Source organism: Pseudonocardia humida, assembly GCF_023898865.1.
GTDB classification, from domain to species: Bacteria; Actinomycetota; Actinomycetes; order Mycobacteriales; family Pseudonocardiaceae; genus Pseudonocardia; species Pseudonocardia humida.
The window spans coordinates 1-26,572 of the sequence record NZ_JAGSOV010000084.1; the positions used below are offsets into that span (position 1 = coordinate 1).

The 26,572-nt window shown below is 75.1% G+C and carries 24 protein-coding genes; 10 read left to right on the top strand and 14 right to left on the bottom strand.

Annotated features, from left to right (window positions below):
• Window positions 1-131 precede the first annotated feature (131 nt).
• On the bottom strand, window positions 132-1,598 hold the full coding sequence (locus KDL28_RS41905) for a sensor histidine kinase (RefSeq protein ID WP_252446001.1): 1,467 nt from the start codon (window positions 1,596-1,598) through the stop codon (window positions 132-134).
• On the bottom strand, window positions 1,574-2,278 hold the full coding sequence (locus tag KDL28_RS36290) for a response regulator transcription factor (protein ID WP_252446002.1): 705 nt from the start codon (window positions 2,276-2,278) through the stop codon (window positions 1,574-1,576). The genes KDL28_RS41905 and KDL28_RS36290 overlap by 25 nt, the downstream gene beginning before the upstream one ends.
• Window positions 2,279-2,440: 162 nt before the next feature.
• Between KDL28_RS36290 and KDL28_RS36295 the strand changes: the two genes are divergently transcribed.
• From KDL28_RS36295 to KDL28_RS36315, 5 genes are read left to right on the top strand one after another with little or no spacing between them, the layout of a single operon-like run.
• Window positions 2,441-3,631: an ABC transporter ATP-binding protein gene (locus KDL28_RS36295; RefSeq protein WP_252446003.1), complete on the top strand. Its 1,191-nt coding sequence runs from the start codon at window positions 2,441-2,443 to the stop codon at window positions 3,629-3,631.
• 44 nt (window positions 3,632-3,675) lie between these two features.
• Window positions 3,676-4,977: an ABC transporter substrate-binding protein gene (locus KDL28_RS36300; protein ID WP_252446004.1), complete on the top strand. Its 1,302-nt coding sequence runs from the start codon at window positions 3,676-3,678 to the stop codon at window positions 4,975-4,977.
• Window positions 4,978-5,011: 34 nt separating this feature from the next.
• Window positions 5,012-6,361, top strand: a complete 1,350-nt coding sequence (locus KDL28_RS36305) for an ABC transporter permease (protein WP_252446005.1) — start codon at window positions 5,012-5,014, stop codon at window positions 6,359-6,361.
• Window positions 6,358-7,284, top strand: coding sequence for a carbohydrate ABC transporter permease (locus tag KDL28_RS36310; protein ID WP_252446006.1), 927 nt, complete (start codon window positions 6,358-6,360; stop codon window positions 7,282-7,284). Before KDL28_RS36305 ends, KDL28_RS36310 begins: the two co-directional genes overlap by 4 nt.
• Window positions 7,281-7,781, top strand: coding sequence for a hypothetical protein (locus tag KDL28_RS36315; RefSeq protein ID WP_252446007.1), 501 nt, complete (start codon window positions 7,281-7,283; stop codon window positions 7,779-7,781). Before KDL28_RS36310 ends, KDL28_RS36315 begins: the two co-directional genes overlap by 4 nt.
• 43 nt (window positions 7,782-7,824) lie before the next feature.
• On the opposite strand, the gene araA is transcribed toward KDL28_RS36315, so the two are convergent.
• From araA to KDL28_RS36335, 4 genes are all read right to left on the bottom strand, one after another.
• Window positions 7,825-9,321: an L-arabinose isomerase gene (gene araA / locus KDL28_RS36320; RefSeq protein ID WP_252446008.1), complete on the bottom strand. Its 1,497-nt coding sequence runs from the start codon at window positions 9,319-9,321 to the stop codon at window positions 7,825-7,827.
• On the bottom strand, window positions 9,318-10,013 hold the full coding sequence (locus KDL28_RS36325; protein ID WP_252446009.1) for an L-ribulose-5-phosphate 4-epimerase: 696 nt from the start codon (window positions 10,011-10,013) through the stop codon (window positions 9,318-9,320). Before KDL28_RS36325 ends, araA begins: the two co-directional genes overlap by 4 nt.
• Entirely contained in the window at window positions 10,010-11,695 is a 1,686-nt protein-coding gene (gene araB, locus KDL28_RS36330) for a ribulokinase (protein WP_252446010.1), read from the bottom strand. Before araB ends, KDL28_RS36325 begins: the two co-directional genes overlap by 4 nt.
• 109 nt (window positions 11,696-11,804) lie before the next feature.
• Window positions 11,805-12,887 (bottom strand): LacI family DNA-binding transcriptional regulator, encoded by a 1,083-nt coding sequence (locus KDL28_RS36335; protein WP_372497169.1) that lies wholly within the window; start codon window positions 12,885-12,887, stop codon window positions 11,805-11,807.
• A 132-nt stretch (window positions 12,888-13,019) separates the two neighbouring features.
• On the opposite strand from KDL28_RS36335, the gene KDL28_RS36340 reads away from it, so the two are divergent.
• Window positions 13,020-14,525 (top strand): deoxyguanosinetriphosphate triphosphohydrolase family protein, encoded by a 1,506-nt coding sequence (locus KDL28_RS36340; RefSeq protein WP_252446012.1) that lies wholly within the window; start codon window positions 13,020-13,022, stop codon window positions 14,523-14,525.
• 3 nt (window positions 14,526-14,528) lie between these two features.
• Here the strand turns inward: KDL28_RS36340 and KDL28_RS36345 are convergent, their stop codons facing one another.
• Together KDL28_RS36345 and KDL28_RS36350 are read right to left on the bottom strand one after the other, a co-directional pair.
• A complete protein-coding gene (locus KDL28_RS36345) occupies window positions 14,529-15,053 on the bottom strand; it encodes a pyridoxamine 5'-phosphate oxidase family protein (RefSeq protein ID WP_252446013.1) in 525 nt (174 codons plus the stop codon).
• 107 nt (window positions 15,054-15,160) lie between these two features.
• Entirely contained in the window at window positions 15,161-16,174 is a 1,014-nt protein-coding gene (locus tag KDL28_RS36350) for a zinc-dependent alcohol dehydrogenase (protein WP_252446014.1), read from the bottom strand.
• 31 nt (window positions 16,175-16,205) lie between these two features.
• On the opposite strand from KDL28_RS36350, the gene KDL28_RS36355 reads away from it, so the two are divergent.
• A complete protein-coding gene (locus KDL28_RS36355) occupies window positions 16,206-17,945 on the top strand; it encodes an IlvD/Edd family dehydratase (protein WP_252446015.1) in 1,740 nt (579 codons plus the stop codon).
• A 139-nt stretch (window positions 17,946-18,084) separates the two neighbouring features.
• Here the strand turns inward: KDL28_RS36355 and KDL28_RS36360 are convergent, their stop codons facing one another.
• Window positions 18,085-18,993 carry a LysR family transcriptional regulator gene (locus tag KDL28_RS36360; RefSeq protein ID WP_252446016.1) on the bottom strand — a complete coding sequence of 303 codons (909 nt, stop codon included), beginning with the start codon at window positions 18,991-18,993 and terminating at the stop codon, window positions 18,085-18,087.
• 73 nt (window positions 18,994-19,066) lie between these two features.
• Between KDL28_RS36360 and KDL28_RS36365 the strand changes: the two genes are divergently transcribed.
• A complete protein-coding gene (locus KDL28_RS36365) occupies window positions 19,067-19,903 on the top strand; it encodes an aldo/keto reductase (RefSeq protein WP_252446017.1) in 837 nt (278 codons plus the stop codon).
• A gap of 28 nt (window positions 19,904-19,931) precedes the next feature.
• Here the strand turns inward: KDL28_RS36365 and KDL28_RS36370 are convergent, their stop codons facing one another.
• Both KDL28_RS36370 and KDL28_RS36375 read right to left on the bottom strand, forming a co-directional pair.
• The gene (locus KDL28_RS36370) at window positions 19,932-20,600 is read right to left on the bottom strand and encodes a VOC family protein (protein ID WP_252446018.1); all 669 of its coding nucleotides are present in this window, start codon (window positions 20,598-20,600) and stop codon (window positions 19,932-19,934) included.
• Window positions 20,601-20,626: 26 nt separating this feature from the next.
• Entirely contained in the window at window positions 20,627-21,850 is a 1,224-nt protein-coding gene (locus tag KDL28_RS36375; RefSeq protein WP_252446019.1) for a dipeptidase, read from the bottom strand.
• Window positions 21,851-22,010: 160 nt separating this feature from the next.
• Here KDL28_RS36375 and KDL28_RS36380 point away from each other — a divergent pair, with 160 nt between their 5' ends.
• Complete coding sequence (locus tag KDL28_RS36380) at window positions 22,011-23,306, top strand: M20 family metallo-hydrolase (RefSeq protein ID WP_252446020.1); 1,296 nt, start codon at window positions 22,011-22,013, stop codon at window positions 23,304-23,306.
• Here the strand turns inward: KDL28_RS36380 and KDL28_RS36385 are convergent.
• Together KDL28_RS36385 and KDL28_RS36390 are read right to left on the bottom strand one after the other, a co-directional pair.
• Window positions 23,248-24,168 carry an LLM class flavin-dependent oxidoreductase gene (locus KDL28_RS36385; RefSeq protein ID WP_252446021.1) on the bottom strand — a complete coding sequence of 307 codons (921 nt, stop codon included), beginning with the start codon at window positions 24,166-24,168 and terminating at the stop codon, window positions 23,248-23,250. The two genes, KDL28_RS36380 and KDL28_RS36385, sit on opposite strands and share 59 nt — an antisense overlap.
• 23 nt (window positions 24,169-24,191) lie before the next feature.
• Window positions 24,192-25,211, bottom strand: coding sequence for an aldo/keto reductase (locus KDL28_RS36390; protein ID WP_252446022.1), 1,020 nt, complete (start codon window positions 25,209-25,211; stop codon window positions 24,192-24,194).
• A 113-nt stretch (window positions 25,212-25,324) separates the two neighbouring features.
• Here KDL28_RS36390 and KDL28_RS36395 point away from each other — a divergent pair, with 113 nt between their 5' ends.
• Window positions 25,325-25,894, top strand: coding sequence for a TetR/AcrR family transcriptional regulator (locus tag KDL28_RS36395; protein ID WP_252446023.1), 570 nt, complete (start codon window positions 25,325-25,327; stop codon window positions 25,892-25,894).
• 206 nt (window positions 25,895-26,100) lie between these two features.
• Here KDL28_RS36395 and KDL28_RS36400 read toward each other — a convergent pair whose 3' ends face one another.
• Window positions 26,101-26,511 (bottom strand): PPOX class F420-dependent oxidoreductase, encoded by a 411-nt coding sequence (locus tag KDL28_RS36400; protein ID WP_252446024.1) that lies wholly within the window; start codon window positions 26,509-26,511, stop codon window positions 26,101-26,103.
• Window positions 26,512-26,572: the final 61 nt, after the last annotated feature.

Here is a 26,572-nt window from a genome sequence, read left to right on the forward strand (position 1 = left end):
CTGCAGAACGCCGCGTCGATCGCCGCGCTGTTCCTGACCACCGAGGCGGTCATCGCCGACAAGCCGGAGAAGAACGCCGCTCCGGCCGGCGACCCGACCGGCGGCATGGGCGGCATGGACTTCTGAGCCCGCTACGCGTCGCCCCGGGCGAACGGCCGCAACCAGCGGGTCGTCGCCCGCATCGCGCGTCGCACCCGGTGCGGCCACGAGACGTGCGTGGGCGACGCGTGGTCCGCGGGGCCCGCGCCGGCGCGCTCGGGGCGCCCGGCCGCTCCCCACAGCCGCCAGGCGCGGGGTTCGTCGGGGTCGGCGTGCTCGGCGCCGACCTCGCCGAACCGCAGCCGGACGCGGGCCCCGCCGAGGGCGGCCCGCTCGACGTGGATGGTGCCGCCGGTGGCCTCGACGGCGTCGCGGGCGATGTCCAGGCCCAGGCCGGTGGAGCCGGAGCCGCTGACGCCGCGCCCCAGCGCCGAGGCGGGGTCGGCGACGCCGGAGCCGGCGTCGTCGACGACGAGGGTGACCCAGCCGGCGTGCCGCACCACCGACACGGCCACTGCGGTGCCCCCCGGCGTGTAGCGGAAGACGTTGCTCATCAGGGCGTCGACCACCGCGCCCAGGTCGTCCTCGGTCAGCGCGGTCACCGCGGGCTGGTCGACGGTGCGGACCTCGCAGTCGCGGCCGGTGTGCTGGGCCAGCGGCTGCCAGAAGGCCATCCGCTTGCGCACGACGGCCACCACGTCGCAGCGGGCGGGACCGGGCTGCTGCGTCCGCGCCTGCTCGGGCGCCCGGATCAGCGAGTCGACGGCCGCGTTGAGCGCGTCGAGCGAGGCCCGGATCCGGTCTGCGGCGGGGCTGTCGCCGATGGCCGAGACGTCCAGGCGCAGCGCGGTCAGGGGGGTGCGCAGCCGGTGCGAGAGGTCGGCGGCCAGGCGCCGCTCACCGGCGTGGGCGTCGGCGAACCGGTCGGCGAGCCCGTCGATCGCCGCGGCCGCGTCCAGGGTCTGCGGGGTGTGCATGGTGCGGCCGCGCAGCGGGCGCCGGTCGCCGCCGACGCCGCGCGCGGCGTCGGCCAGCGCGACGAGGTCGGCGGTGACCGGCCGGACCCGGCGCCGCGCCAGCAGCACCCCGACCCCGGTGCCGAGCGCGCCCGCGCCGACCAGCGGCACCGCCCACAGCCAGCCGTCCGCGGCGGGGGCGGCGGCCGGCAGGAACACCTCGACGACCACGGGCCCGGCCACGCCGTCGGCCCGGCGCACCAGCACCGTGCCGCCGTCGACGCCGACCTCCGCCGTCCGCGGGGCGCGCTCCGGGACCTCGCGCGCCGAGGCGCTCAGCCGCGAGCTCCCGATCGTGGCCCCGCCCAGGTGCACCGCCAGCCGGCCCTCGCGCCCGGCCGGGGTGCGCGCGATCCCGCGCAGCAGCGACTCCTCGTCGGCGGTGGCCTCGGCCAGGCTGGTCAGCGCGGACAGGTCGGCCTCGGCGCGGCCGCGCTCCTGCGCGCGGTCCTGCAGCAGGTGCACGACCAGCGCGGCGGCCACGACGGCGGCGACCGCGACGACCGCCGCGGTCAGGGTCAGGCGGGTGACGAGCTGTCGCACGGGTCCACCAGCTTGACCCCCACCCCGCGCACGGTGTGCAGGAAGCGCGGGGCGGACGCGGTCTCGCCGAGCTTGCGGCGCAGCCACGACAGGTGCACGTCGATGGTCTGGTCGAGGTGCAGGTGCGGCTGGCGCCACACCTCGCGGCACAGCTCGGCCTTGGAGATGACCCGGCCGTTGCGCGCGGCGAGGTAGCTGAGCAGGTCGAACTCGCGGCGGGTCAGGGTGAGCGCGGCGCCGGCCAGGCTGGCCTCCCGGCGGGACACGTCGACCATCAGCTCGCCGACGGTGATCGGGCCGTCGGTCGGCTTCTCCTGCGGTTTCGTGCGCCGCAGCACGGCGCCGACCCGGGCGGTGAGGTGCTCGCTGGAGAACGGCTTGGTCAGGTAGTCGTCGGCGCCGGCGTTGAGCAGCCGCACGATCGACGCCTCGTCGTTGCGGGCGGTGGCGATGATCACGGGCGCGTCGCTGACGCCGCGGAGCAGCCGCAGCGCCTCGAAGCCGTCGAGGTCGGGCAGACCCAGGTCGAGCACGACCAGGTCGACGTGCTCGTCGGTGACCGTGCGCAGCGCGTCCAGGGCGCTGGCCACCGGCTGCACCACGTAGCCGGCCTCCCGCAGGGTGCCGGTCATCGCGGTGCGAACGGCGTGGTCGTCTTCGACCAGTAACACCAGCGGCATAGCCGCACCGTAAACGGTGGGGCAGGGGGAAGGAACAGCCGGCCGACCCGCCTTCAGCGCGATCTGTCAGCTCCTTAAGGTGCCGTTCGGATTGCTGTCCTTAGCATTCTGCATCTGGGGGCGTGAGTCGCATCACGCCCGAGCGCTTCGACGGGGAGCATGGTGGCTGGGATCGAGATCGACCGGGTCGGCAAGGTCTACGCCGACGGGACGAGGGCCGTCTGCGACCTCACCATCGACGTCATGGACGGGGAGTTCCTCGTGCTCGTCGGCCCGTCGGGGTGCGGGAAGACCACAGCGCTGCGGATGGTCGCCGGGCTGGAGGAGATCAGCGAGGGCGAGGTGCGCATCGGCGGCGAGGTCGTCAACCGGGTGCCCGCCCGCGACCGCGACGTCGCGATGGTGTTCCAGTCCTACGCGCTCTACCCGCACCTGACGGTCTTCGACAACATCGCGTTCGGGCTGTCGCTGCGCAAGGTCCCGAAGGCGACCATCCAGCGCAGCGTGGCCGAGGTGGCCGAGGTGCTGGAGCTGACCGAGCACCTGCACCGCAAGCCGCGCAACCTCTCCGGCGGGCAGCGCCAGCGGGTGGCGATGGGGCGGGCGATCGTGCGCCAGCCGCGGGCGTTCCTGATGGACGAGCCGCTGTCCAACCTGGACGCGAAGCTGCGGGTGCAGATGCGCGCCCAGATCGCGCGCATCCAGCGCGACCTGGGGGTGACCACCGTCTACGTCACCCACGACCAGACCGAGGCGATGACCCTCGGCGACCGGGTGGCCGTCATGCGCGGCGGGGTCCTGCTGCAGATCGCCTCGCCGCAGGAGCTCTACGACCGGCCGAGGAACATGCTGGTGGCGGGGTTCATCGGATCGCCGGCGATGAACATGGTCGGCGCCGAGCTGGCGCTGGACGGCGAGGACGCGAGCGTCACCTTCGGCGGGCACCGGCTGGCGGTGCCGGCCTCGGTGCTGCACCGGCGCCCCGCGCTGCGCGGCTACGACGGGCGCAGGCTGGCGGTGGGCATCCGCCCGGAGGACATGGAGGACGCCGAGGTGGCCGGGCCGGTGGTGCCCGGCGGCGACACCCTGTCCTCGGTCGCCGACCTGGTGGAGGCGATGGGCGCGGACGTGATGGTGCACTTCCCGATCGACGCCGAGGCGGTGCGCACGGAGGACATCGAGTCGCTCGAGCGCGACGCCGGGGGCGTCGGGCACCCGGGCCGGGGCACGGTGCTGGTCGGTCGGTTCAGCCCGCGCACCCGCATCTTCGAGGGCCAGCCGACCACGGTCCGGGTGGACGTGGAGAACCTGCACTTCTTCGACCTGGAGACCGGCACCTCCATCTGGCACTGACCGATCCGGCACCGACCGACCCGTTCCTGGGTGAGGAGGCGTGGATGCGCGCGTTCAGGATCGTCCCGGTCGCGACGGCGGCCGTGGTGCTGGCCGGCTGCGCCGCCGGGACGGCCCCGCACAGCGCTCCGCCCGGTGCCGACGTCGACCTGTCCGGGCAGACCGTCGAGGTCGCGGCGGTGTGGGCCGACGACGAGCAGGCCTCCTTCGAGCGCGTGCTCGACGAGTTCGAGCGGCAGACCGGCGCCGAGGTCACCTACGTCTCCGGCGGCGACGAGCTGCCCACCGTGCTCTCGACGCGGCTGGTCGGGGGCGCCCCGCCGGACGTGGCGATCGTGTCGCAGCCCGCGCTCGTGCACTCCATGGCCGCCGACGGCGCGCTGGTCCCCCTCGACGCGGCCACCGACGCGCTGATCACCGAGCAGTTCGGGCCGGTCTGGAAGGAGTGGGGCACCGTGGAGGGCACCCTCTACGGCTTCGTGTTCAAGGCGACCAACAAGTCGACGGTCTGGTACGACACCGAGCAGCTGGGGGAGGACTTCGTGCCCCCGGCCGACTGGGACGCCTTCGTCGACCTGCTGCGCACCCGCTCCGACCTCGGCGGCACCCCCCTCTCGGTCGGCGGCGCCGACGGCTGGACGCTCACCGACTGGTTCGAGAACGTCTACCTGCAGACGGCGGGCGCCCAGATGTACGACAAGCTCGCCGAGCACGAGATCCCGTGGACCGACGACTCGGTGCGGGTGGCGATGGAGACGCTCGGGCGGGCGTTCCAGCCGCAGTTCATGCCGGGCGGGCGGGCCAGCGCGCTGCAGACGGAGTTCGCCGACTCCGTGGTCGACGTCTTCGGCGACGACCCGAAGGCCGAGATCGTCTTCGAGGCCGACTTCGTGGCCGGTGTGATCGCCGAGAGCACGTCGGCGACGGTCGGGCGCGACGCGCTGTTCTTCCCGTTCCCGAGCATCGGCGACACGTCCTCGGTGATCACCGGCGGGGACACGGTCGTCGCGTTGACCGACCGTCCGGCGACCGCCGCGCTGGTGCGGTTCCTGGCCTCGTCGCAGGCCGCGGCGATCTGGGTCGAGCGGGGAGGGTTCATCTCGCCCAACCGCGAGGTCGCGCTCGAGGGCTACCCCGACGAGACCACCCGCCGGATCGCCGAGGACCTGGTGAACGCCCAGAACCCGCGCTTCGACATGTCCGACCTGATGCCCACCTCGCTCGGGGCGACCCGTGGCGACGGGTTCTGGCGGGCGATGCAGGACTACCTGGCCGACCCGGCCCGCCTGCCGCAGATCCTCAGCGACCTCGAGGCCGAGGCCACCGCGGCCTACGCCAGGCGCTGACCCCCGAGCACCCCGCCGAGTACGAGAGGACACCGTGCCCACACCCCCCGCGCCGCCGCCGTCGGCGTCGTCAGCCCTGGAGACCGGTCGCCGGACCGGGGCGCTGGCCGGCGGGAGCCCGCGGATCGCGCTGCTGTTCCTCACCCCCGCGTTGCTGCTGATGCTCGTCTTCCTGGTCTACCCGACGGCGTACTCGCTGGTGCGCAGCCTGTTCGACGCCCGCGGCGACGAGTTCGTCGGGCTGGGCAACTACGCCACCGCGTTCAGCGACGACCGCACCCTCGTGGCGCTGCGCAACAACGTCATCTGGGTGGTCGTGGCGCCGACCCTGGTCACCTCGATCGGGCTGGTGCTGGCCGTGCTGATCGAGAAGGTCCGCTGGGCCACGGCGTTCCGGCTGGTGATGTTCATGCCGCTGGCGATCTCGCTGGTCGCCTCGGGGATCGTCTTCCGGCTCGTCTACGACGAGGACCCCGACCGCGGGCTGGTCAACGCCGTCGCGGTGTCGGTGCACGACTCCTTCGCCCACGCCTCGCCGTTCCCCGGGGTGCGTCCCCGCGAGGGCGGCGGGCTGGTCGCGGCGCCCGACGGGTCGATGGTGACCACCGCGCAGATCGGTCGCGACGCCGTGCTCGCGCTGCCGCTGACCGGCTACGACCCGGCCGACCTGCCGCCGCGGACCTCCGCGGCCGTCCCGGCCGAGCCCGGCGCGGGCGTGCGGGGGTTGATCTGGCTGGACGTCGGCGGCGCCGACGACCGGCCGGGGCGGCTCGACGCGGGGGAGCGGGGGATGCCGGGGGTGGCGGTGGAGGTGCTGGCCGACGACCGGGTCGTGGCCACCGTGACCACCGGCGACGACGGCCGGTTCACCGCCCCCGACCTGGCGCCGGGTTCCTACGCGCTGCGGCTGCCCGCGTCGAACTTCGCCGAGCCGTTCCGGGGGCTGACCTGGCTGGGTCCGGCGCTGATCACCCCGGTGATCATCTCGGCCTGGCTGTGGGTCATGGCCGGGTTCGCGATGACGCTGATCGCGGCCGGGCTGGCCGCCATCCCGCGCGACGCGCAGGAGGCCGCCCGGGTCGACGGGGCGACCGAGTGGCAGGTGTTCCGCCGGGTGACCGTCCCGCTGCTCTCCCCGGTGCTGGTGGTCGTGCTGGTGACCCTGGTGATCAACGTGCTGAAGGTGTTCGACCTGGTGTTCGTCATCGCGCCGGGGTCGGCGCAGGAGGAGGCCAACGTGCTGGCGCTGCAGATGTGGCAGGTGTCGTTCGGGTCCGGCGGCGGCGACCAGGGGCTGGGCAGCGCCCTGGCAGTGCTGCTGTTCCTGCTGGTGGGGCCGGCGATGCTGTTCAACGTCCGGCGGTTCAAGGCGGAGCGGTCGTGACGTCGGTGGTCGGTACCCCGCCCGCGGTCGCGGCCCGGCCCCCCGCGCCCACCCCGCCGAGGCGTTCGGTCGCCGCGCGGGTGGTCGAGCGGCTCGCCGGTCCGGCGGTGCGGGTGCTGCTCGTGGTCATCGCGGTGTTCTGGCTGATGCCGGTGCTGGGCCTGCTGGTGGCCTCGCTGCGCCCGGAGAGCGCCAACGCCGGCAGCGGCTGGTGGACGGTCTTCACCGAGGTCTTCACCAGGCCCGCGGAGCTCACCCTGGCCAACTACGGCGAGCTGCTCTCCGACCGGGCCATGCTGGGGTCGCTGTGGAACACGGTGCTCATCGCGGTGCCGTCGACGGTGCTGGTGGTGGTGATCGGCTCGCTGGCCGCCTACGCGCTGGCCTGGATCTCCTTCCCCGGCCGCGACTGGGTGATGACCGGCGTGGTCGCGCTGCTGGTGGTGCCGGTGCAGGTGGCCCTGATCCCGGTGGCGCGCCTGCTCGGCGCCGTCGGCCTCTACGGCTCGATCGCCGGGGTGGTGCTCTTCCACGTGGGCTTCGGGCTGCCCTTCGCGGTGTTCCTGCTACGCAACTTCTTCGTCGGGATCCCGCGCGACCTGCTGGAGGCGGCCCGGATGGACGGCGGTCGGGAACTGATGATCTTCTGGCGGCTGGTGCTGCCGATCGCGGTGCCCGCCCTCGCCTCGCTGGCGATCTTCCAGTTCCTCTGGGTCTGGAACGACCTGCTGGTCGCGCTGGTGTTCGCGGACGAGGGCTCGGCGCCGATCACCGTGGCGCTGCGCGGGCAGCTGCGCCAGTTCGGGGCCAACGTCGACGTGCTGGCCACCGGGGCGTTCGTGTCGATGTTCGTGCCGCTGGTGGTGTTCTTCTCCTTCCAGCGCCACTTCGTGCAGGGCGTGCTCGCGGGGTCGACCAAGTGAGCGCCAGGGCGCGGCGGGTCGCCACCCGCGCGACCGGCTCGGCGACCGGGCCCCGGGTGCCGTCCGCGGCCGAGCTCGCGGCCGCGGTGCTGCAGCGGACCTGGCCCGGCGGTGCCGGGCGGGGGAGCGCCGACCGGGCGTGGCGCGGGCGGGCCGCGGACGAGGCGGTGCTGCTCATGGAGCTGTGCCGGTGGCTGGAGGGGCGCGGGCGCCGGCGCCTCCCGCTGGCCCCGGTGCCGGCGGCGCTGGCCGAGGCATTCGCCGCGCTGGCCCGGCGGGGCGCACCGGTCGGCCCGGCGCGGGCGTTCGTGGAGCTGGTGGTGACCCAGGTGCACGCGGTGCTCGCCGAGCTGGAACCGGACGCCGAGGCGCCGGAGCGCGCGTCCCGGGACGCCCGGCTGGCCGTGGGCCTGCTGGAGCAGTGCTTCCGCGAGCTCGCGCCGACCGAGCGCGTGCGGGCCCGCCGCCTGCTCGCCCTGGCGGGCGAGCCCCGCTGACCCCCGGCTCCCGCCGGCCCCGCGAGGTCGACCCGGGGTCAGCTCACAGGGCTCCCGCCAGGCGGTAGTAGGCCTGGTTCCAGCGCAGCTCGCGGGTGAAGCGGCGGGAGTCGGTGTCCTCGTCGATCACCAGGAGTTCCGTGCTCGCCAGCTCGGCGAGGTCGGCGACCTCCTCGGTGCCCAGCGCCGTCGACAGCACCGTGTGGTGCGGCCCGCCGGCCAGGATCCACGTCTCGGACGCCGTGCGGAGGTTCGGTCGCGGCTCCCAGACCGCACGGGCGACGGGGAGGCGGGGCAGCGGCTCGTCGGCGGGGACGACGTCGATCTCGTTGAGCACCAGCCGGAACCGGTCGCCCATGTCGGACATGCCGACGACGAAGCCGGGGCCGGTGGCGGCGTCGAAGACCATCCGGACCGGGTCCTCGCGGTCGCCGATGCCCAGCGGGTGGATCTCCACCTTCGGGGTGCCCGCGGCGATCGACGGGCAGACCTCCAGCATGTGCGCGCCGAGCACCTTCGGCGCGCCCGGGCCCAGGTGGTAGGTGTAGTCCTCCATGAACGACGTGCCGCCCGGCAGGCCCTGGCCGGCGACCTTGAGGGTGCGCAGCAGGGTCGCGGTCTTCCAGTCGCCCTCGCCCGCGAAGCCGTAGCCCTCGGCCATCAGCCGCTGCACGGCCATCCCGGGCAGCTGGCGCAGGGCGCCGAGGTCCTCGAAGTTGGTGGTGAACGCGCGGGCGCCGGCGGCCTCCAGCAGGGCGCGCAGGCCCAGCTCGATGCGGGCGGAGTAGCGCAGCGAGTCGTGGCGGTCGCCGCCCTTGCGCAGCTCGGGGGCCACGTCGTACCGGTCGTCGTACTCGACGACGAGCCGGTCGACCTCGGCGTCGGTGGCGGCGTGCACGGCGTCGGCGAGGTCGGTGACGGCGTAGCCGTTGACCGTGACGCCCCAGCGCCACTGCGCCTCGGTGCGGTCGCCCTCGGTCACCGCGACGTCGCGCATGGTGTCGCCGAAGCGGGCCAGCCGCAGCGAGCGCACCTCCGACCAGCCCAGCGCGGCGCGGACCCACGCCGACGTGCGCGCGGCCACCGCCGGGTCGCTGACGTGCCCGGCGACGATCTTGCGCACCACGCCCATGCGGGCCTGGATGTAGCCGAACTCCCGGTCGCCGTGGGCGGCCTGGTTCAGGTTCATGAAGTCCATGTCGATCGTGGACCACGGCAGTTCCAGGTTGGCCTGGGTGTGCAGGTGCAGCAGCGGCTTGCGCAGCGCGTCCAGCCCGTGGATCCACATCCGGGCGGGGGAGAAGGTGTGCATCCAGGCCGTGACGCCGACGCAGTCGGGGTCGGAGTTGGCGGCGAGCATCATCCGGTGGATGCCATCGGCGTCGGTCAGCACCGGCTGCCAGACCACCTCGACCGGCAGCCCGTCGCCGAGCGCGTCGGCCAGCGCGGTGGCGATCTCCTTGGACTGGCCGGCGACCTGCTCCAGCGTCTCCGGCCCGTAGAGCCCCTGGCTTCCGGTGAGGAACCAGATCTGCTTCACCGCTGCTGACCTCCCTGTCCGTACACGTTCTGGTAGCGGTCGTGCAGCGCGTCCACATCGTCCTCGGCGATCGGGACCAGCGGCCCGAGCTGGCGGGCGATGTGGGTGGAGCGCGCCACGTCCTCGCACATCACCGCGGACTTCACCGCGGCCTTGGCGTCGCGGCCGATGGTGAACACCCCGTGGTTCTTCATGATCACCGCGGTGGACCGGTGGCCGGCCAGCGTCTCGACGATGCCGCGGCCGATCGAGTCGTCGCCGATGCGGGCGAACGGCCCGAGCGGGATCTCGCCGCCGAACTCGTCGGCCATCGCCGTCAGCGCGCACGGGATCGACTCGCCGACGGCGGCCCACGCGCTGGCGTAGGTGGAGTGGGTGTGCACCACCCCGCCGACGTCGGGGCGGTGGCGGTAGACGTAGGCGTGCGCGGCGGTGTCGCTCGACGGCGAGAGCTCGCCCTCGACCAGTTCGCCGTGCAGGTCGCAGACGACGATGGACGCCGGGGTCAGGTCGTCGTAGGACACCCCGCTCGGCTTGATGACCATCAGGTCGTGGCCGGGCACCCGGGCCGAGACGTTGCCCGCCGTCCAGACCACCAGGCCGTAGCGGACCAGCTCGCCGTGCAGCGCGGCGACGCGCTCGCGCAGGTCCTCGATGGGACCGCGGGCCGACTCGGGGATCGTTGCACTCATCGGGCCACCGCCTCGCGGCGGATCCGGCGCAACCGGTGCAGCACGTCGTTGCCGCCCGGTCCTTCGCCGCGGCCGAAGTGGTCGTGCAGGCGGCGGTACTCCTCGTAGAGCGCGTCGTAGGCGGCGGCGCGTTCCGGGTCGGGCCGGTAGGCGGCGCGGTGCACCGAGCCCATGGCCGCGGCCGCGGCCACGACGTCGGGGTAGGCGCCCGCGGCCACGGCGGCGTGGATCGCCGAGCCGAGCGCCGGGCCCTGCTCCGATCCGATGATCGACAGCGGCAGGTTGCAGACGTCGGAGTAGATCTGCATGAGCAGCGCGTTCTTCAGTAGCCCCCCGGCGACGATCAGCTCGGTGACCGGCACGCCGGCCGCCTCGAACGACTCGATGATCACCCGGGTGCCGAAGGCGGTGGCCTCCAGCAGCGCCCGGTAGGTGTGCTCGGGGCGGGTGGCCAGGGTCTGCCCGACGACGACGGCGGAGAGCTCGTGGTCGACCAGGACGGAGCGGTTGCCCGAGTGCCAGTCCAGCGCGACCAGCCCGTGCTCGCCGACGGCCTGCTCGGCGGCCAGCTCGGTGAGAAGGGCGTGCACGTCGATGCCGCGCTCCTCGGCGCGGCGGTGGTACTCCGGGGGCACCGAGGTGTCGACGAACCAGCCGAAGATGTCGCCGACACCGCTCTGGCCCGCCTCGTAGCCCCACAGCCCGGGCAGGATTCCCCCGTCGACGACCCCGCACATGCCGGGGACCTCGCCGAGCTGGTCGGAGACCATGACGTGGCAGGTGGAGGTGCCCATGATCGCGACCATCCGGCCCGGCTCGACGGCCTGCGCCGCCGGGACGGTGACGTGCGCGTCGACGTTGCCGACGGCCACGGCGACGCCCTCGGGCAGCCCCGTCCACGCGGCGGCCTCGGCGGTGAGCCCGCCGGCCCGGGCGCCCAGCTCGCCGATGGGGTGCTCCAGCTTGTCGGTGACGAAGTCGGCGAAGCGGGGGTCGAGCGCGGCCAGGTACTCGGCGTCGGGGTAGCGCCCGTCCTGGCGGATGCCCTTGTAGCCTGCGGTGCAGGCGTTGCGGACGTAGGTGCCGCACAGCTTCCAGACGATCCAGTCGGCGGCCTCGACCCAGCGCTCGGTGCGCGCGTAGGTGTCGGGGTCCTCCTCCAGCAGCTGCAGCGCCTTGGCGAACTCCCACTCGCTGGAGATCCGGCCGCCGTAGCGGGCCAGCCACGCCTCGCCGCGCTGCTCGGCGACCGCGGTGATCCGGTCGGCCTGGCCCTGCGCGGAGTGGTGCTTCCACAGCTTGGGGTAGGCGTGCGGGCGGTCGGCCAGCTCGGGCAGCTCGCAGAGCGGGGTGCCGTCGGCCAGCGTGGGCAGCACGGTGCAGGCGGTGAAGTCGGTGGCCACGCCGATCACCGCGGACGGGTCGACGCCGGCCGCGGCGACGGCCTTGGGCACGGCGGTGGTGAGCACCTCGACCCAGTCGGCGGGCACCTGCAGGGCCCAGTCCGGGGGCAGGGTGGGACCGCCGCCGGGCAGCTGCCGCTCGACCACGGCGTGCCGGTAGGGGTGCACCGCCGAGGCGAGCTCCGCGCCGTCGGCGACCCGGACGACCACCGCGCGCCCGGACAACGTCCCGAAGTCGATCCCGACCGCCACCGCGCCGCGCGGATCCACCTCCTGCACGTCCACAGGGCCTGGCGCCGGTGCCGAGCTGCTCACGGTTGTCCCCCTCGACGAGTTGTGTGCGCTCACACGATGTGAGCGCTAACAAAGATTGTCAAGGGTCGGCCACTCAACGGTGTGGCGAGGGGCCCGTGCTCCGTCGCACGACCAGCTCCGTCGGCACGACCGCGGGCGGCCCGGGCCTGATCGCCGGCCCGTCCCCGGGCCGGATCATGTCCAGCAGCATCCCGACCGCGCGCCGACCCGCCTCGGTGAAGTGCTGGCGGACCGTGGTCAGCGGGGGCCGGAAGAACTCGGCCTCCGGCACGTCGTCGAACCCGACCATGCTGACGTCCTCGGGCACCCGGCGCCCGGCCTCGTCCAGGGCGCGCAGCGCCCCCAGCGCCATCGGGTCGTTGGCGGCGAAGACGGCGCTCAGGTCGGGATCGACGGCGAGCAGCTCGCGCATCGCCGCGTAGCCCGACCCGGCGCTCCAGTCGCCCGCCACCGGCTCGGGCACTCGGCGCCCGGCCTCCTCGAGGGTGGCCCGCCACCCCTCGGTGCGCCATTCCGCGTCGAGCCAGCCGCGCGGCCCGGCCAGGTGGTGCACGGTGCGGTGGCCGAGGTCGAGCAGGTGGCGGGTGGCCGCGGCGGCCCCGCCGCGCTGGTCGATGCCGACGGCGGGTTGGCCGGGGCGGGCCTGCTCGTCGCCGGCGGCGATCGGGCCCGACCCGCCGCCGTGCACGCCCCCGACCAGGACGGCGGGCAGCCCGCGCAGCTCGGTGCTCAGCGCCTCCACCGCGTCGTGCCGGGGCGCGATCGCCACGATCCCCTCCACGGACTGGTCCTGCAGCCGGGCCAGCGCCCGCACGACCTCGTCGGAGGTGGCCTGCTCGGCCACCGCGATGCTGACGCCGAGCCCGACGGAGCCCGCGGCCTGCTCGATGCTGTAGAGCGTCGAGACCGGGCCGTAGCGCACGGTGTCGAACGTGATCACCCCGAGGGTGCCGGAGCGGCGCATCGCCAGCGCCCTGGCCACCCCGTTGCGCCGGTAGCCCAGCTGCTCCATGGCGGCCATCACCTTGGCCCTGGTCGGCTCGCTGACGTGCGGCGAGCCGTTGACCACCCGGGAGACGGTCTGATGGGAGACCCCGGCCAGCCGGGCGACGTCGGTCATCACCGGGGCGGGGTCGGACGAGCGCATGGGCACCATGCTGCCCCATCCGGAGGACCACCAGACACGCCTGGTCGCCAGTGGACGGTGCCGGCGGGGCGCGACGCACTCGAACGACCCTGATCCACCGGTCGGAACGGCCCCGGGCGCGCCGGTGGATAGCCTGCGGCGGTGAGCGCCCACCCCGACCGGTCCGCCAGGTCGCCCGGGGCCGACGAGCAGGGCGCCGGCCTGGCCGCCAGCCCCTACCGCGCCGACCGCGACCGCATCGCCGCCTCGCCGTTCTTCGCCCGCCTGGCCGGCGTCACCCAGGTCGTCAGCCCCAACGGGGCCGGCCTGCTGCTGCACAACCGGCTCACCCACTCGCTGCAGGTGGCCCAGGTGGCCAGGGCGATCGCCGAGCACCTCGGCGCCGACCCCGCCGCGGCCGCCGAGGTGGAGCGGTTGGGCGGCTGCGACCCCGACGTCGTGGAGGCCGCCGCGCTCGCGCACGACCTCGGTCACCCGCCGTTCGGGCACCTCGGCGAGCAGGTGCTCGACCGGCTCGCGCGCGAGCGGCTGGGGCTGGCCGACGGGTTCGAGGGCAACGCCCAGAGCTTCCGCATCGTCACCACCATCGACCTGCACGGGCCCGGCTCGTCCGGGCTCGGGCTGACCGCGGCCGTCCGCGCGGCGATCCTGAAGTACCCGTGGGCGCGCCTGGCCCACCCCGACCCGCACCCCAGCACCGCGGCGCTGCCCCCGCGCGGCGGCGGCCCGGCGCCGGGCGCCGAGCAGGCCGGGTCGGCCAAGTTCTCGGCCTACCTGACCGAGCTGGACGAGCTGGCCGCGAGCCGGGCGCCGTTCCCCGTCGGGCCCTGGCAGCAGACGGTCGAGGCGGCGGTCATGGACACCGCCGACGACGTCGCCTACGCCATCCACGACCTGGAGGACTTCCACCGGGTCGGGGTGCTGCAGCAGGCCGGGGTGGCCACCGAGCTGCGGTGCTGGCAGGAGAACCGCGACGCGCAGGGCGTGGGCCCGTCGGGCGGTCCGGGCAGCGCGCTGGAGCGGCTGCGGCGGCGGATGGCCGAGCGCGACGGCTGGGCCTTCGACGCCGATGCCTTCGCGGCCGCCGTCGCCCGGGTGCGCGCCGAGCTGGCCGACAGCCTGCTGATCACCCCGTTCGACGGCTCGATGGCCGCCGAGCGCGCCGTCGCCGAGTTCTCGGCCCGCTGGACGTCGCGGCTGGTCGGCGGGGTGCGCGTGCTGCGCGACCCGCCGGTGCGCGCCTCGCACGTCGCGCTCGGCGTCGAGCAGTGGCACGAGGTGTCGGTGCTGAAGTTCGTCCACCAGCACTTCGTGCTGCGCCGCGCCGACCTCGCCTCCTACCAGCGCGGGCAGGCCACGGTGGTCACCGGCCTGGTCGGCGCGCTGCAGGAGTGGCTCGCCGACAGCCCGGCCGCCGACTCGCCGGGCCTGCCACCGCGGCTGCACGACCTCGTCGAGCTGGCCCGCGGCGAGTACGCGGGCCTGGGCGAGCGCGGTGTGGTCCCGGCGACCGAGGTGGACCGGCTGGCCCGCGGTCGGGCGGTAGTGGACTACGTCGCCTCGCTCACCGACGCCCAGGCCGGGGCCCTGCTCGACGTGCTCACCGGGCGCTCGGCCCGGCTGTGGACCGACGCGATGGCCCTCTGAGGCTCACCCCGCCGCGGTCTCCGCGGCGTCGTCCGCGGCGGACCGGGCGCCGGGGGGCGCGTCGGGCGTCCAGATCGTGCCGCGCAGGTCGGAGCCGCGGATCACCTGGATCCGGTAGGGCCGCATGCGCAGCACCCGCAGCCGCGGGTCGTCGGGCGAGCTCCAGAACCGCCCCAGGTCGTAGCCTGCGCCGGGCGGCGAGGTGCGCGCGTAGAGGTCCCAGACGTGCCGGCGGGTGGCCGGGTCGTCGACCCAGTGGGCGACGGTGTCGACCGCCACCTGGTTCTGCCGCGGCGACCAGTAGGAGAACGTGGTGTGCGGGTTGGCGGCCAGGTGGGCGTCCTTGACCGGTGTCGGGAAGGTGGCCAGCCAGCCCACCGGGCTGCCCTCGACCTCCTCCCAGACCGGTATCAGCACCCGCGCGCGGGGGCGTCCCCGCCGGTCGACGGTGGTCATGGTGGCGTAGACGACGTCGCCGACGTAGGCCTCGAACTGCGCGCGGATCCGGTCGAACGGCACGGGGGCCATGGGTGCTCCTCTGGTCGGTCCCTCCTGGTGGTCGACCGACTGTGCGACGCCGCGCGGACCGGCGGAAGACGGCACCGCGCAGTCACCCGGTCACCGCGGGGATACCGTCACCGCCGCGGGTCGACGTGCACCTTCGGGCCGGGCCCGGCGCCGGGCGGGCGTTCGCCGGCCAGCACCGCGGCCGCCTCGTCCAGCCCGACCGTGGCCGCCACCAGCGGGCGCGCGTCGACGGCGCCGCCAGCGTAGGCCTCGATGGTGCCGGCCAGCCCGGCCGAGGCGCTGAGGACGCCGACCGCGGTGACGTCCTTGAGCACGAGCGCGCGGGTGTCGAGCGTGCTCGGGGCGCTGGAGAGTCCGATGTAGACGACCCGCTTGCCCGGCTCGACCACGCGCGCCGCGAGCGCGGGCAGCTGCGGCGCGGTCGACGCGTCGACGACGGCGTCGAACGGGAGGTCGGGCAGGGTGTCGGCGGTCCAGGTCGAGGTGAAGCCCAGGGAGCGGGCCAGCGCGAGGTCGCGGTCGTCGCGGCCCATCAGGTGCACCTCGGCCCCGCGCGCCCGGCCGAACAGCGCGACCAGCAGCCCGATGGTGCCCGGACCGAGCACGAGCAGCCGGTCGCCCTCGCCCACCTGGGCGGCCCGTACGGCGCGCAGCGCGTTGCCGCCCGGCTCGACGAGCGCGCCCAGGGTGTCGTCGACGGAGTCGGGCAGGGCGTGCAGGGCCGTGGCGGGCACGGCCACCCTTTCGGCCAGGGCACCGGGGAAGCCGCCGCGCACGCCGATCTCGAAGCGGTCGGCGCAGACGTGCTGGCGCCCGTCGCGGCAGCGCGCGCACCGCCGGCAGCCCAGCATGGTGTCGCCGGTGACCCGCCGGCCCAGCCACGACCCGTCGACCCCGGCGCCGACCGCGCCGACCGTCCCGCACCACTCGTGGCCGATCCGGATCGGGTAGGCGGCCTCGCCGGAGTGCAGGTAGCTCATGTGCCCGGTGAAGAACTCGACGTCGGTGCCGCACAGCCCGACCCGCTCCACGTCGACGACCACCTGGCCGGGCGCCGCGGGGGGCGGCTCGACCTCCTGGACCTCCGCGCGTCCCGGACCGATGATGACCAGTGCCCTCACCGGCACAGGTCTACCGGACGGAGTCATCGCAGTGACCCAGCGACCGACCGAACAGCGCAGTTCGCAGTGGTACGGCGGCCAGGACCGCAACGGCTACATCCACCGCGCCTGGATGCGGCGGGGCGTGCCCTCGCACGCCTTCGACGGGCGCCCCCAGATCGCGATCGCCAACACCGCCTCGGACCTCACGCCGTGCAACGCGCACCTGAACGAGGTCGGGCGCAGCGTCGAGCAGGGCGTCTACGAGGCCGGCGGCATCCCGCTGAACCTTCCGGTCGTGTCGCTGGGGGAGACCAACGTCCGCCCCACGGCGATGCTCTGGCGCAACATGGCCGCGATGGCCACCGAGGAGATGCTGCGGGCCAACCCGATCGACGGCGTGGTGCTGCTGGGCGGCTGCGACAAGACCATCCCCGCGCTGCTCATGGCCGCGGCCTCGGTCGACCTGCCCGCCGTGGTCGTGCCGGGCGGGCCGATGCTCAACGGGACCTTCCGCGGCGTGCCGCTGGGCTGCGGCACCGACGTCTGGCGGCTCAGCGAGGAGGTCCGCGCGGGCACCCTGTCCGAGGCCGACTTCCTGCGCTCGGAGTCGTCGATGATCCGCAGCCGCGGCCACTGCAACACCATGGGCACCGCCTCGACGATGGGCCTGCTCGCCGAGGCGCTGGGCGCGTCGCTGCCCGGCATCGCCGGCACCCCCGCCGCCGACAGCCGGCTGCTGGAGGGCGCGCACGCCACCGGCAGGCTCGCCGTCGAGATGGTCGCCGAGCAGCGCACCCCGAGCACCCTGTTCAGCCGGGGGTCGTTCCGCAACGCGATCGTCGCGCTGGCCGCGATCGGCGGCTCCACCAACGCCGTGGTGCACCTGCTGGCCATCGCCGGGCGGCTGGGCATCGAGCTCACCCTCGACGACTTCGACCGGATCGGCTCGGGGGTGCCGCTGCTGGTCGACCTGCAGCCCGCGGGCCGGTTCCTGATGGAGGACCTGCACCGCGCGGGCGGCCTGCACGCCGTGCTGCACCAGGTGCGCGACCTGCTCGACCCGGAAGCGCTCACCGTCACCGGCAAGCCGCTGGTCAGCCACCTGGGCGAGGACATCGACGACGTGCCCATCTGGGACGGCGAGGTGATCCGCACCCGCGCCGCGCCCGTGCTCGACGACGCCGGCATCGCCGTCCTGCGCGGCAACCTCGCCCCCGACGGCGCGGTCATCAAGCCCGCCGCCGCCTCGCCTCACCTGCTGCGCCACCGCGGCCGGGCGCTGGTGTTCGACTCGGTCGAGGACCTGCACGCCCGCCTCGACGACCCGGACCTCGACGTCGACGCCGACACGGTGCTGGTGCTGCGCGGCTGCGGCCCCCGCGGCTACCCGGGCATGCCCGAGGTCGCCAACCTGCCGCTGCCGGAGAAGCTGCTGGCCCAGGGCGTGCGCGACATGGTCCGCATCTGCGACGGCCGGATGAGCGGCACCGCCTACGGCACCGTCGTGCTGCACGTGGCCCCGGAGGCCGCCGCGGGCGGTCCGCTCGCCCTGGTCCGCACCGGCGACGTGATCGTCCTCGACGTCGAGGCGCGCCGCCTGGACGTCGAGCTGACCGACGAGGAACTGGCCGCCCGCCAGCCGTCGGAGGCGACGGTGGCGGGGTTCGCGGCGCCGTCGCGGGGGTGGGAGCGGCTCTACGTCGAGACGGTCGGGCAGGCGAACACCGGCGCCGACCTGGACTTCCTGGTCGGGTCGAGCGGGAGCCAGGTGGCCCGCGAGTCGCACTGACCCCGGCTCGGCCCGCCGACCGGTGCGCCGGTCCACGTCGCAGAGTCCGGGTGCTCCTCGCAGACGCCTCAGCAGCTGCGAGGAGCACCCGGACCCTGTGAGGACGCCGGCAGGCCGGACGGGCCGGGGCCGGGGTCGATCAGCGGTGCCCGGTGGGAGCGCCCCGCGGTGCGAGCGCGTCGAGCACCGCCCGCACCGCCGGGCGCGGTGCGGAGCTCGTCCGCCACAGCGCGAAGACCCGGCGGGTGGGCGCCGGGTCGATCGGGACGAACCGGACGCCTTCCGGGACGGGGTCGCGACCGAGCCGGGGGATCAGCGCCGCGCCGAGGCCGGCCGTGACCAGGGCCAGTTGGGTGGCGTGCTCGGAGGCGGTGTGCGCGACGCGGGGGCCGCGCACGTCGGTGCTCAGCGAGCGGACCAGCCAGTCGTGGCAGATCTGCCCGCTGCTCCAGCTGATCCACTCCAGGTCGACCAGGTCGTCGACGCCGACGCGGTCGCGGCCGGCCGAGGGGTGGTCGGGGGAGACCGCGAGGTCGAACGGGTCGTCGAGGAGGTGGCGGCGCGACAGGTCGGACGGGACGGCGAGCGGGTCGTCGGGCCAGTCCTGGGCGACGACCAGGTCGAGGTGCCCGCGGCGCAGTGCGGGCACCGCCTCGTGCGGCTCGCGCTCGGACAGCGACACCCGCAGGGCGGGGTGGCGGGAGCGCAGCTCGCCCAGGGCGCCCGTGAGCAGGCCGCGCACCGCGGTGGCGAACCCGGCCACCGCGACCGCACCGTCGACCGTGCCGCGGTGGCCGGCCAGGTCGGACTCCACCCGCTCGACGTGGGCGAGCAGCTCGCCCGCCCGGTCGGCCAGCAGCGCGCCGGCCTCGGTGAGCCGCACGCCGCGGCCCCGCCGCTCCAGCAGGCGCTGCCCGACCTCGCGCTCCAGCCGGGCCAGCTGCTGCGACACCGCCGACGTCGTGACGTGCAGCGCGGCGGCGGCCCCGACGACCGACCCCGCGGCCGTCACCGCGTGCAGCACGCGCAGCCGCTCCAGGCTCAACATCGTAGAGATGCTACGCGGTAGGCATCAGAACCTCTTACTTGTCCTTCACGGTCGAGGGTCGCACGCTCGTCGCATGACGACCACGAACGGCTCCCCGATCGAGCTGACCCTGACCATCGGCGGCGACCTCCCGGTGCACCGCATCGGCTTCGGCGCCATGCGGCTCACCGGCGGCCCGGACCGGGCCACCGGGATCGCCGTCGCCCGCCGCGCCGTCGAGCTCGGCGTCACCTTCATCGACACCGCCGACTCCTACGACCTCGGGCAGAACGAGGAGCTGCTCGCCGAGGCGCTGCACCCCTACCCGCCCGGCGTCGTCGTCGCGACGAAGGGCGGGCAGGTCAACCTCGGCCGGCAGTGGATCCCGCTGGGCCGCCCCGAGTACCTGCGCCAGCAGGCCGAGCTGAGCCTGCGCCGGCTGCGCGTCGAGCGCATCGACCTGCTCCAGCTGCACCGCGTCGACCCCGCCGTCCCGCTGGCCGACCAGGTCGGCGCGCTGGCTCTGCTGCGCGAGCAGGGCAAGGTGCGCCACATCGGGCTGTCCGAGGTGAGCGTCGAGCAGCTGGTGCAGGCCGAGCGGATCGCTCCGATCGCCAGCGTGCAGAACCGGTACAACCTGCTCGACCGCGCCTCCGAGGACGTGCTGGAGCACTGCGCGAGCCGGGGGATCGCGTTCGTCCCGTGGCTCCCGGTGGCGCCGCTGGCCCGGGCCGGCCACAGCCCCGCGGTCGCCGTGGCCGAGCGGCTCGGCGCCACGCCCACCCAGGTGGCGCTGGCCTGGCTGCTGCACCGCTCCCCGGTGGTCCTGCCGATCCCCGGCACGTCCTCGGCCGCCCACCTGGAGCAGAACGTCGCCGCCGCCACCCTCGCCCTCGACGAGCGCGCGATGGTCGAGCTCGCTGGGGCGTGAGGACGCGGGTGGTGCACCGCGTTCCGGCTCAGGCCAGGACGACGGGGCCGCGCGGGGTGCCGAGCAGCGCGGCGAGCCCGGGTGGGCCGGCGGCCACGTCGAGGCGCAGCCCGAGCGCGCCCAGCACGGCGCCGACGGCCTCGGGATCGGGGTGGGTGGCGCGCAGCCCGCGCAGCGCCGCGGCGGGCAGCCCCGATGCGGCCGGGTGCGCGGTCGCGCCCCAGTCGATGAGGAACGGGGTGACGCCGTCGAACGGCGGCGGGTGGGGCGCGGCGAGCCGCCACTCCAGCAGGTCGCCGTCGGCGGTGCGGCGCGACATCGGGGCCACCGGGCCGAGGTCGGCACCGGCCGCGGCCGACGCGGCGGCGGCCGCCGCGATGTCGTCGGGGCGCGCCGCCCAGGTCACCAGGCGGGGCGCGGTGAGCGCGTCGACGCCGAACGGCACCGCAGCGCCCGGGTCGGCGGGGTGCTCGTCGTCCGGTCCGATGATCTCCAGGTAGGCGGTCGGGCCCAATCCGACCAGCAGGTTGCGGGTGCCCCGGCCGAGGTGGCGGCCGCCGGGGGCCGGGGTGAGGCCGGTGGCCGCGGCGAAGGCCGCCTGCGCGGCGGCGAGATCGGGAGCGGCGTAGACGAGGTGGTCGAGCAGCGGGTCGGCGGGGCCGAACGGGGCGGTGGGCGTCCCGGGACGGATGGTCACGACGGCTTCCTCCCTGGCGCCCGGCCTCAGCGCAGGGGGTGGGTCGGCCAGAGCGGCTCGGTGGCCACCCGCTCGGCGTCGCGCAGCACCCGCAGCGCGTTGCGGCCGGTGAGCGCGGCCAGGTCGGAGCGCGACCAGCCGCGCCGGGCGAGCTCGCCCAGCAGCCGCGGGTAGCCCGACACGTCGGCCAGGTCGGCGGGCTGGCGGTCGACGCCGTCGTAGTCGCCGCCGAGGCCGACGTGCTCGACGCCGGCGACCTCGCGGGCGTGCTCCACGTGGTCGGCGACCTGGCCGAGCGAGACCTCCGGGCGGGGGTTCGCGGCCAGCCACGCCGCCATCGCGGTGTCCGCCTCGGCCCGCGCGGTCGCCGCCGCGGCCCGCACCTCGGCGGCGACCGCCTCGGCGGCCTCGCCTGGTCGCGGCGCCCGCGGCCAGGCCCACCCGGTCGGCAGGCCCAGCCGCGCGCGTTCGGCGTCGGCTGCGGTGTACCAGGCGGCGACGTCGGCGGAGATGAACGGCGGCACGAAGGTCAGCTGGACGACCCCTCCGTTGCCGGGCAGCAGGGCGAGCACGTCGTCGGCGACGTTGCGGGGGTGGTCGCACAGGGCCCGGGTGCTGGAGTGGCTGAAGATGACGGGCGCGGTCGACGCGGCCAGCGCGGCGTGCTGGGTGGTGGCCGCGACGTGGGACAGGTCGACCAGCACGCCGAGCCGGTTGAGCTCGGCCACCACCTGGCGGCCGACGTCGTCCAGCCCGCCCACCCCGGGCTCGTCGGTGGCCGAGTCGGCCCAGGGCGTGTTGTGGTTGTGGGTGAGCGTCACGTAGCGCACGCCGAGCCGGGCGAAGGCGCGCAGCACCCCCAGCGACGAGGCCAGGCTGTGCCCGCCCTCGACGCCCAGCAGCGAGGCGATCCGGCCGGTCGCGACGACCCGGTCGACGTCGTCGGCGGTGTAGGCGATGGCGAAGTCGTCCGGGTAGCGCGCCACGAGCCGGTACACCGCGTCGACCTGCTCCAGCGTGGCCACCACCGCCTCCGGCTCGGGCAGCGACGAGGGCGCGTAGACCGACCAGAACTGCGCCCCGACCCCGCCCGCGCGCAGCCGCGGGATGTCGGTGTGCAGGTCGGGGCGACCCTCGTCGAGGCCGTCGACGGCGTAGCCGGAGCGGGCGCGCAGCGCGGCGGGCAGGTCGTTGTGGCCGTCGACGACCGGCGCCTCGCGCAGCACGTCGGCGACCAGCGGCAGCTCCACCCGCGCCCTCCCACCAGACCGGCGACCGGCCGAGCATATCGCCGCGCGTGGCGCTGACCATCCCGGTCACCGCCCGCCGGCCCGGGAGCGGTGGCGCGAGCTCGCCCGGGCGTGGGTCAGGATGGTGCCCGACGCGCAGAGAGACGGACGGGGAGGGCGCATGAGCCACGACGACGGGTCCGGCTGGTCGGCCGCGGCCTTCCTGCGGGACTTCGCGCAGCTGTCGACGATCGGCGCCACGCCCCGCGGCGGGGTCGACCGCGAGGCGGCGACCGTGCGGGACGGGATGGCCCGCGCCTGGCTGGGCGGGTGGCTGGCCTCGCGGGGCTTCGCGGTGGCCGTGGACGGGATCGGCAACCAGTTCGGGCTGCTCGACCTCGTGCCCGGCGCCCCGTACGTGCTGGCCGGGTCGCACCTGGACAGCCAGCCCACGGCGGGCAGGCTCGACGGCGCCTACGGCGTCGTCGCCGCCGCGTTCGCCGCGCACCGGGTCGCGGCCGGGGCCCGGGCGGGCACCGTGCGCCCGACCCGCAACCTCGCGGTCGTGAACTGGTTCAACGAGGAGGGCAGTCGCTTCGGTCCGAGCATGATGGGCAGCGCGGTGTTCACCGGCAGGCTGGACGCCGACGAGGCGCTGCGCACCACCGATCCGGCCGGCGTGACCGTGCGCGACGCCCTGGACGGCATCGACGGGCGGGGCGGGCCGGTGCCGCTGCCCGTCGGCTCCTACGCGGAGATCCACATCGAGCAGGGCCGCGAGCTGGAGGAGACCGGCGACCGGATCGGCGTCGTCACCGGCACCTGGGCGGCGCGCAAGTTCCGGTTCCGGGTGCTGGGGGAGCAGTCGCACACGGGATCCACGCGCATGGCCGACCGCCGCGACGCGCTGCTCGGGGCCTCACTGCTGGTGGTCGAGGCCAGGTCGCTGGCCGACCGGTTCGCCGAGGCACCGCTGCACACCGCGGTCTCGCAGCTCGACGTGCGCCCGAACTCACCGGTCGTGGTGGCTGCCGAGGTGCGGGCGAACCTCGACCTGCGCAGCCCCGACCCGGCCGTGCTCGACGCGGCGGTGCACCGGTTGCGGGACGTCGCGGCGCGGGTCGAGGCCGAGCGGGGGCTGCGGGTCGAGCTGGAGCTGACCCACTCCTGGGACCGCGACGACTACACCCCGGAGTGCGTGGCGGTGTCGGAGCGGGTGTGCGCGGAGCTGGGGGTGCCCGCGCGGCGGATGCTGACGGTGGCCGGCCACGACTCCACCAACATGGCGAAGGTGGTGCCCACCGCGATGCTGTTCGTGCCGAGCCGCGAGGGCATCTCCCACAACGAGCGGGAGGACACCGCCCCCGACGACCTGGTGACCGGCGTGGACGTGCTCACCGGGGTCGTCCGGGAGCTGGTCACGGCACCGGGCTCGGGACCGGACCGGCAGCCGTGGACCCCCGCGTCGACGGGGTGATGAGCTCGTCGGCGACCCACCGGGCGACGCCGGCGGGGTAGGGCGCCGCCAGGCCCAGCACGACGTGCGAGAAGCCGGAGCCGACCGCCTCGGCGATCTTGTCGCGGGTGGTCCCCGGCTCGTCGTAGGACACCGGCAGGTGGATGGAGCGGGTGATCTCGGCGGGGTCGCGGCCGATCTCGGCGCAGAAGCGGTCCAGCAGCCTGCTGCGGGCGACGAGGTCGTCGATGTCGCCGCCGCCGGGGATGTTCCAGAGGTCGGCGTGCTCGGCGACCACGCGCAGCGTCCCGGACGCGCGCCCGCCGATCATGATCGGCGGGCGCGGGCGCTGCACGGGCTTGGGGTTGCCGAACGCCCGGGTCAGCCGGACGTGGGTGCCGTGGAAGTCGAACGGCGCGTCCTCGGTCCACAGCCGCCGGATCACCGTGCAGGCCTCGGCGAGGGCCTCCACGGCGTGCGCGGCGTCGTGGTAGGGCAGGCCGTGCGCGTCGTACTCGCGCCGGGCCATCGGCACGCTGGGACGTGAACCGGCGCCGATGCCGAAGTCGAGCCGTCCGCCGGAGACGATGTCGACCGTCGTGGCGATCTTGGCGAGCAGGGCGGGCGGGCGGAAGCGGTTGCTGGTCACCAGCAGGCCCAGGCGCAGCCGTCGGGTCTGCGCGGCCAGGGCCGAGAGCAGCGTCCAGCCCTCGTGGACCGGCCCGTCGGGGTCGCCGCCGATCGGCATGAGGTGGTCGAACAGCCAGGCGTGCCCGATCTGCGGGATCGCGTCGGCTTCGCGCCAGACCCGCAGCACGTCGCGGTAGTCGACCTGCATGGGGGCGGTCATGATCCCGAAGCTGGGCTCGGGTGCGGTGGTCATGGCAGTGGTCCTTCCGGGGCCGGTCAGCGTCGCCGCAGCGCCGGGTCGAGCAGCGCGGGCGGGGTGTCGTGGTTCTCGTGCGGGGCCAGGTCGACGCCCGGGGCGACGACGGCGTCGATCGCGTCGAGCACGTCGGCGGTCAGCGCGGTGTCCGCGGCGGCGAGCTGCGAGGTCAGGTGCTCCGCGGTGCGCGGGCCGATGATCGCGCTGGTCACGCCGGGGTGCGCGGTCGCGAAGCCGAGCGCGAGCTGGATCAGGGTCAGGCCGGCCCCGTCGGCGATCTTCGCCAGCTGCTCGACGGCGTCCATCCGGGCCCGGTTGGCGGCGACGGCGGGGTCGAAGCGCTCGGGCATGAACCCGGACCGGTGCGTGGCGATCTCCCGGCCGGCGCGGACCGCGCCCGAGAGCCACCCCGAGGCCAGCGGGCTCCAGACCAGCACCCCGAGCCCGTAGCGCTCGGTGACGGGCAGGACGTGGGCCTCGATGCCGCGCTGCAGGATCGAGTAGGGCGGCTGCTCGGTGGCGAAGCGGCCCAGGTGGTGCTCGCGGGCGGCCCACTGGGCCTCGACGATGCGGTGGGCCGGGTAGGTCGACGATCCGAAGTAGCGGATCTTCCCGGCGCGCCGCAGGTCGGTCAGCGCCGACAGCGTCTCCTCGTCGCTGGTGGTCGGGTCCCAGCGGTGGATCTGGTAGAGGTCCACGTGGTCGACGCCGAGCCGGCGCAGGCTGGCCTCCAGCTCGGTGACCAGCCAGCGCCGCGAGCTGCCGCGCTGGTTGGGGCCCTCGCCCATGGGCAGGTGGGCCTTGGTCGCCAGCACGACGTCGTCGCGGCGCCCGGCGATCGCCCGCCCGACCATCTCCTCGGACTCGCCCAGGCTGTAGGCGTCGGCGGTGTCGATGAGGTTGATCCCCGCGTCGAGCGCGGTGCCGACGATCGCGGTGGCCTCGTCCTGGGTGGTGCGCCCGATCGCGCCGAAGTTCATCGCGCCGAGCGCGAGGGTGCTGACCTGGACGCCGGTGCGACCCAGAGTGCGGTAGTGCATGGCTGACTTCCCCTACGATGAGATGGAACGTTGTTCCGCTTACGATACGGAACAGCGTTCCGTTTAGCAAGGCGGTGCTGCCGGGACGGAGGGGAGCGGGCAGAGTGGCCGACATGGCAGAGCAAGCCGCGCCGAGGCGGGCCGACGCCCGGCGCAACGAGAAGGCGCTGCTCGACGCGGCCGCCGCGGCCTTCGTCGCCGCGGGCGTCGAGGCGCCGGTGCGCGACATCGCGGCCAGGGCCGGCGTCGGGGTGGGCACGGTCTACCGCCACTTCCCGACCCGCGCCGACCTCGTCGTCGCGGTGTACCGCCACCAGGTCGAGGCCTGCGCCGAGGCCGGCGCGACCCTGCTCGCCGAGGAGGCATCCCCGTACGCCGCGCTGGCCCGGTGGATCGACCTGTTCGTCGACTTCCTGGTGACAAAGCACGGGCTGGCCGCCGCGCTGCACTCGGACGGCGGCCAGTTCGACGCCCTGCACGCCTACTTCCTCGACCGGCTCCTACCGGTGGGCACCACCCTGCTCGACGCCGCGGTCGCGTCCGGCGAGATCCGCCCCGGCCTGCGGGCCTACGAGCTCATGCGCGGCGTCGGCAACCTCTGCATCGGCGCCGACAGCGATCCCGGCTACGACGCGCGCCGGCTCGTCGGGCTCCTCATCGCGGGACTGCGTCGAGCGGACTGACCCACCGCTTCGGGGTCGTGCATATCGACAGTCGGGTGGTCGGTGCCGCGGAACAGCGCGCCCGAGCCGCTCAGGACCCGGCCGGGGCCCCCGCCGCGCAGACACCGGCCCGCTCGCCGGCGCGCCGCGACGCCGGCGAGACCACCCCATCCTCGAGGTGGTCGACATCCCCGTGCTGCGCCGCCGGTTCGGGATCTGAGCGGCCCTCACCAGTTCTGGCTGGTGACCTTCTCGACGAGGACGGTGCCGGCGTAGCGCGTCAGGCCGTCGTCGTCCAGCTCCTCCTCCGCGACCCCGGTCGGCGCGACCGGCGCGTACTTGGCCGCGATGCGCCGCTCCAGCGCCCGGTCGGCGTCGGGGACGAGCTCGTCGACGCGCCCTCGCAGCTCGACGTAGCGGGTCGGCCGGGCCGGGTCCACGACGACCAGCGAGATCCGCGGGTCGCGGCGCAGGTTGCGCAGCTTCTGCCTGCCCTCCACGAGGCTGATCCGCACCGCGCCGTCGGCGTGCAGGAACCACAGGGGCGTCGTCTGCGGCTCGCCGCGCGGGCCGATCGTCGAGACGAATGCGACGGCCGTGGAGTCGAGCAGGTAGCGCAGCGGCTGGGGGACGTCCATGGCGCCGGGTCTACCGGTCGGCGGGGCGCCGGGCAACGGAGATCGCGTTCGGCGCAACCCG

Coding starts and splice junctions, on each gene's coding strand:
- KDL28_RS36290 (WP_252446002.1), bottom strand. CDS start 2,278: ATGCCGCTGGTGTTACTGGTCGAAGACGACCACGCCGTTCGCACCGCG.
- KDL28_RS36300 (WP_252446004.1), top strand. CDS start 3,676: ATGCGCGCGTTCAGGATCGTCCCGGTCGCGACGGCGGCCGTGGTGCTG.
- KDL28_RS36325 (WP_252446009.1), bottom strand. CDS start 10,013: ATGAGTGCAACGATCCCCGAGTCGGCCCGCGGTCCCATCGAGGACCTG.
- KDL28_RS36335 (WP_372497169.1), bottom strand. CDS start 12,887: ATGGTGCCCATGCGCTCGTCCGACCCCGCCCCGGTGATGACCGACGTC.
- KDL28_RS36345 (WP_252446013.1), bottom strand. CDS start 15,053: ATGGCCCCCGTGCCGTTCGACCGGATCCGCGCGCAGTTCGAGGCCTAC.
- KDL28_RS36360 (WP_252446016.1), bottom strand. CDS start 18,993: ATGTTGAGCCTGGAGCGGCTGCGCGTGCTGCACGCGGTGACGGCCGCG.
- KDL28_RS36365 (WP_252446017.1), top strand. CDS start 19,067: ATGACGACCACGAACGGCTCCCCGATCGAGCTGACCCTGACCATCGGC.
- KDL28_RS36380 (WP_252446020.1), top strand. CDS start 22,011: ATGAGCCACGACGACGGGTCCGGCTGGTCGGCCGCGGCCTTCCTGCGG.
- KDL28_RS36385 (WP_252446021.1), bottom strand. CDS start 24,168: ATGACCACCGCACCCGAGCCCAGCTTCGGGATCATGACCGCCCCCATG.
- KDL28_RS36390 (WP_252446022.1), bottom strand. CDS start 25,211: ATGCACTACCGCACTCTGGGTCGCACCGGCGTCCAGGTCAGCACCCTC.
- KDL28_RS36395 (WP_252446023.1), top strand. CDS start 25,325: ATGGCAGAGCAAGCCGCGCCGAGGCGGGCCGACGCCCGGCGCAACGAG.
- KDL28_RS36400 (WP_252446024.1), bottom strand. CDS start 26,511: ATGGACGTCCCCCAGCCGCTGCGCTACCTGCTCGACTCCACGGCCGTC.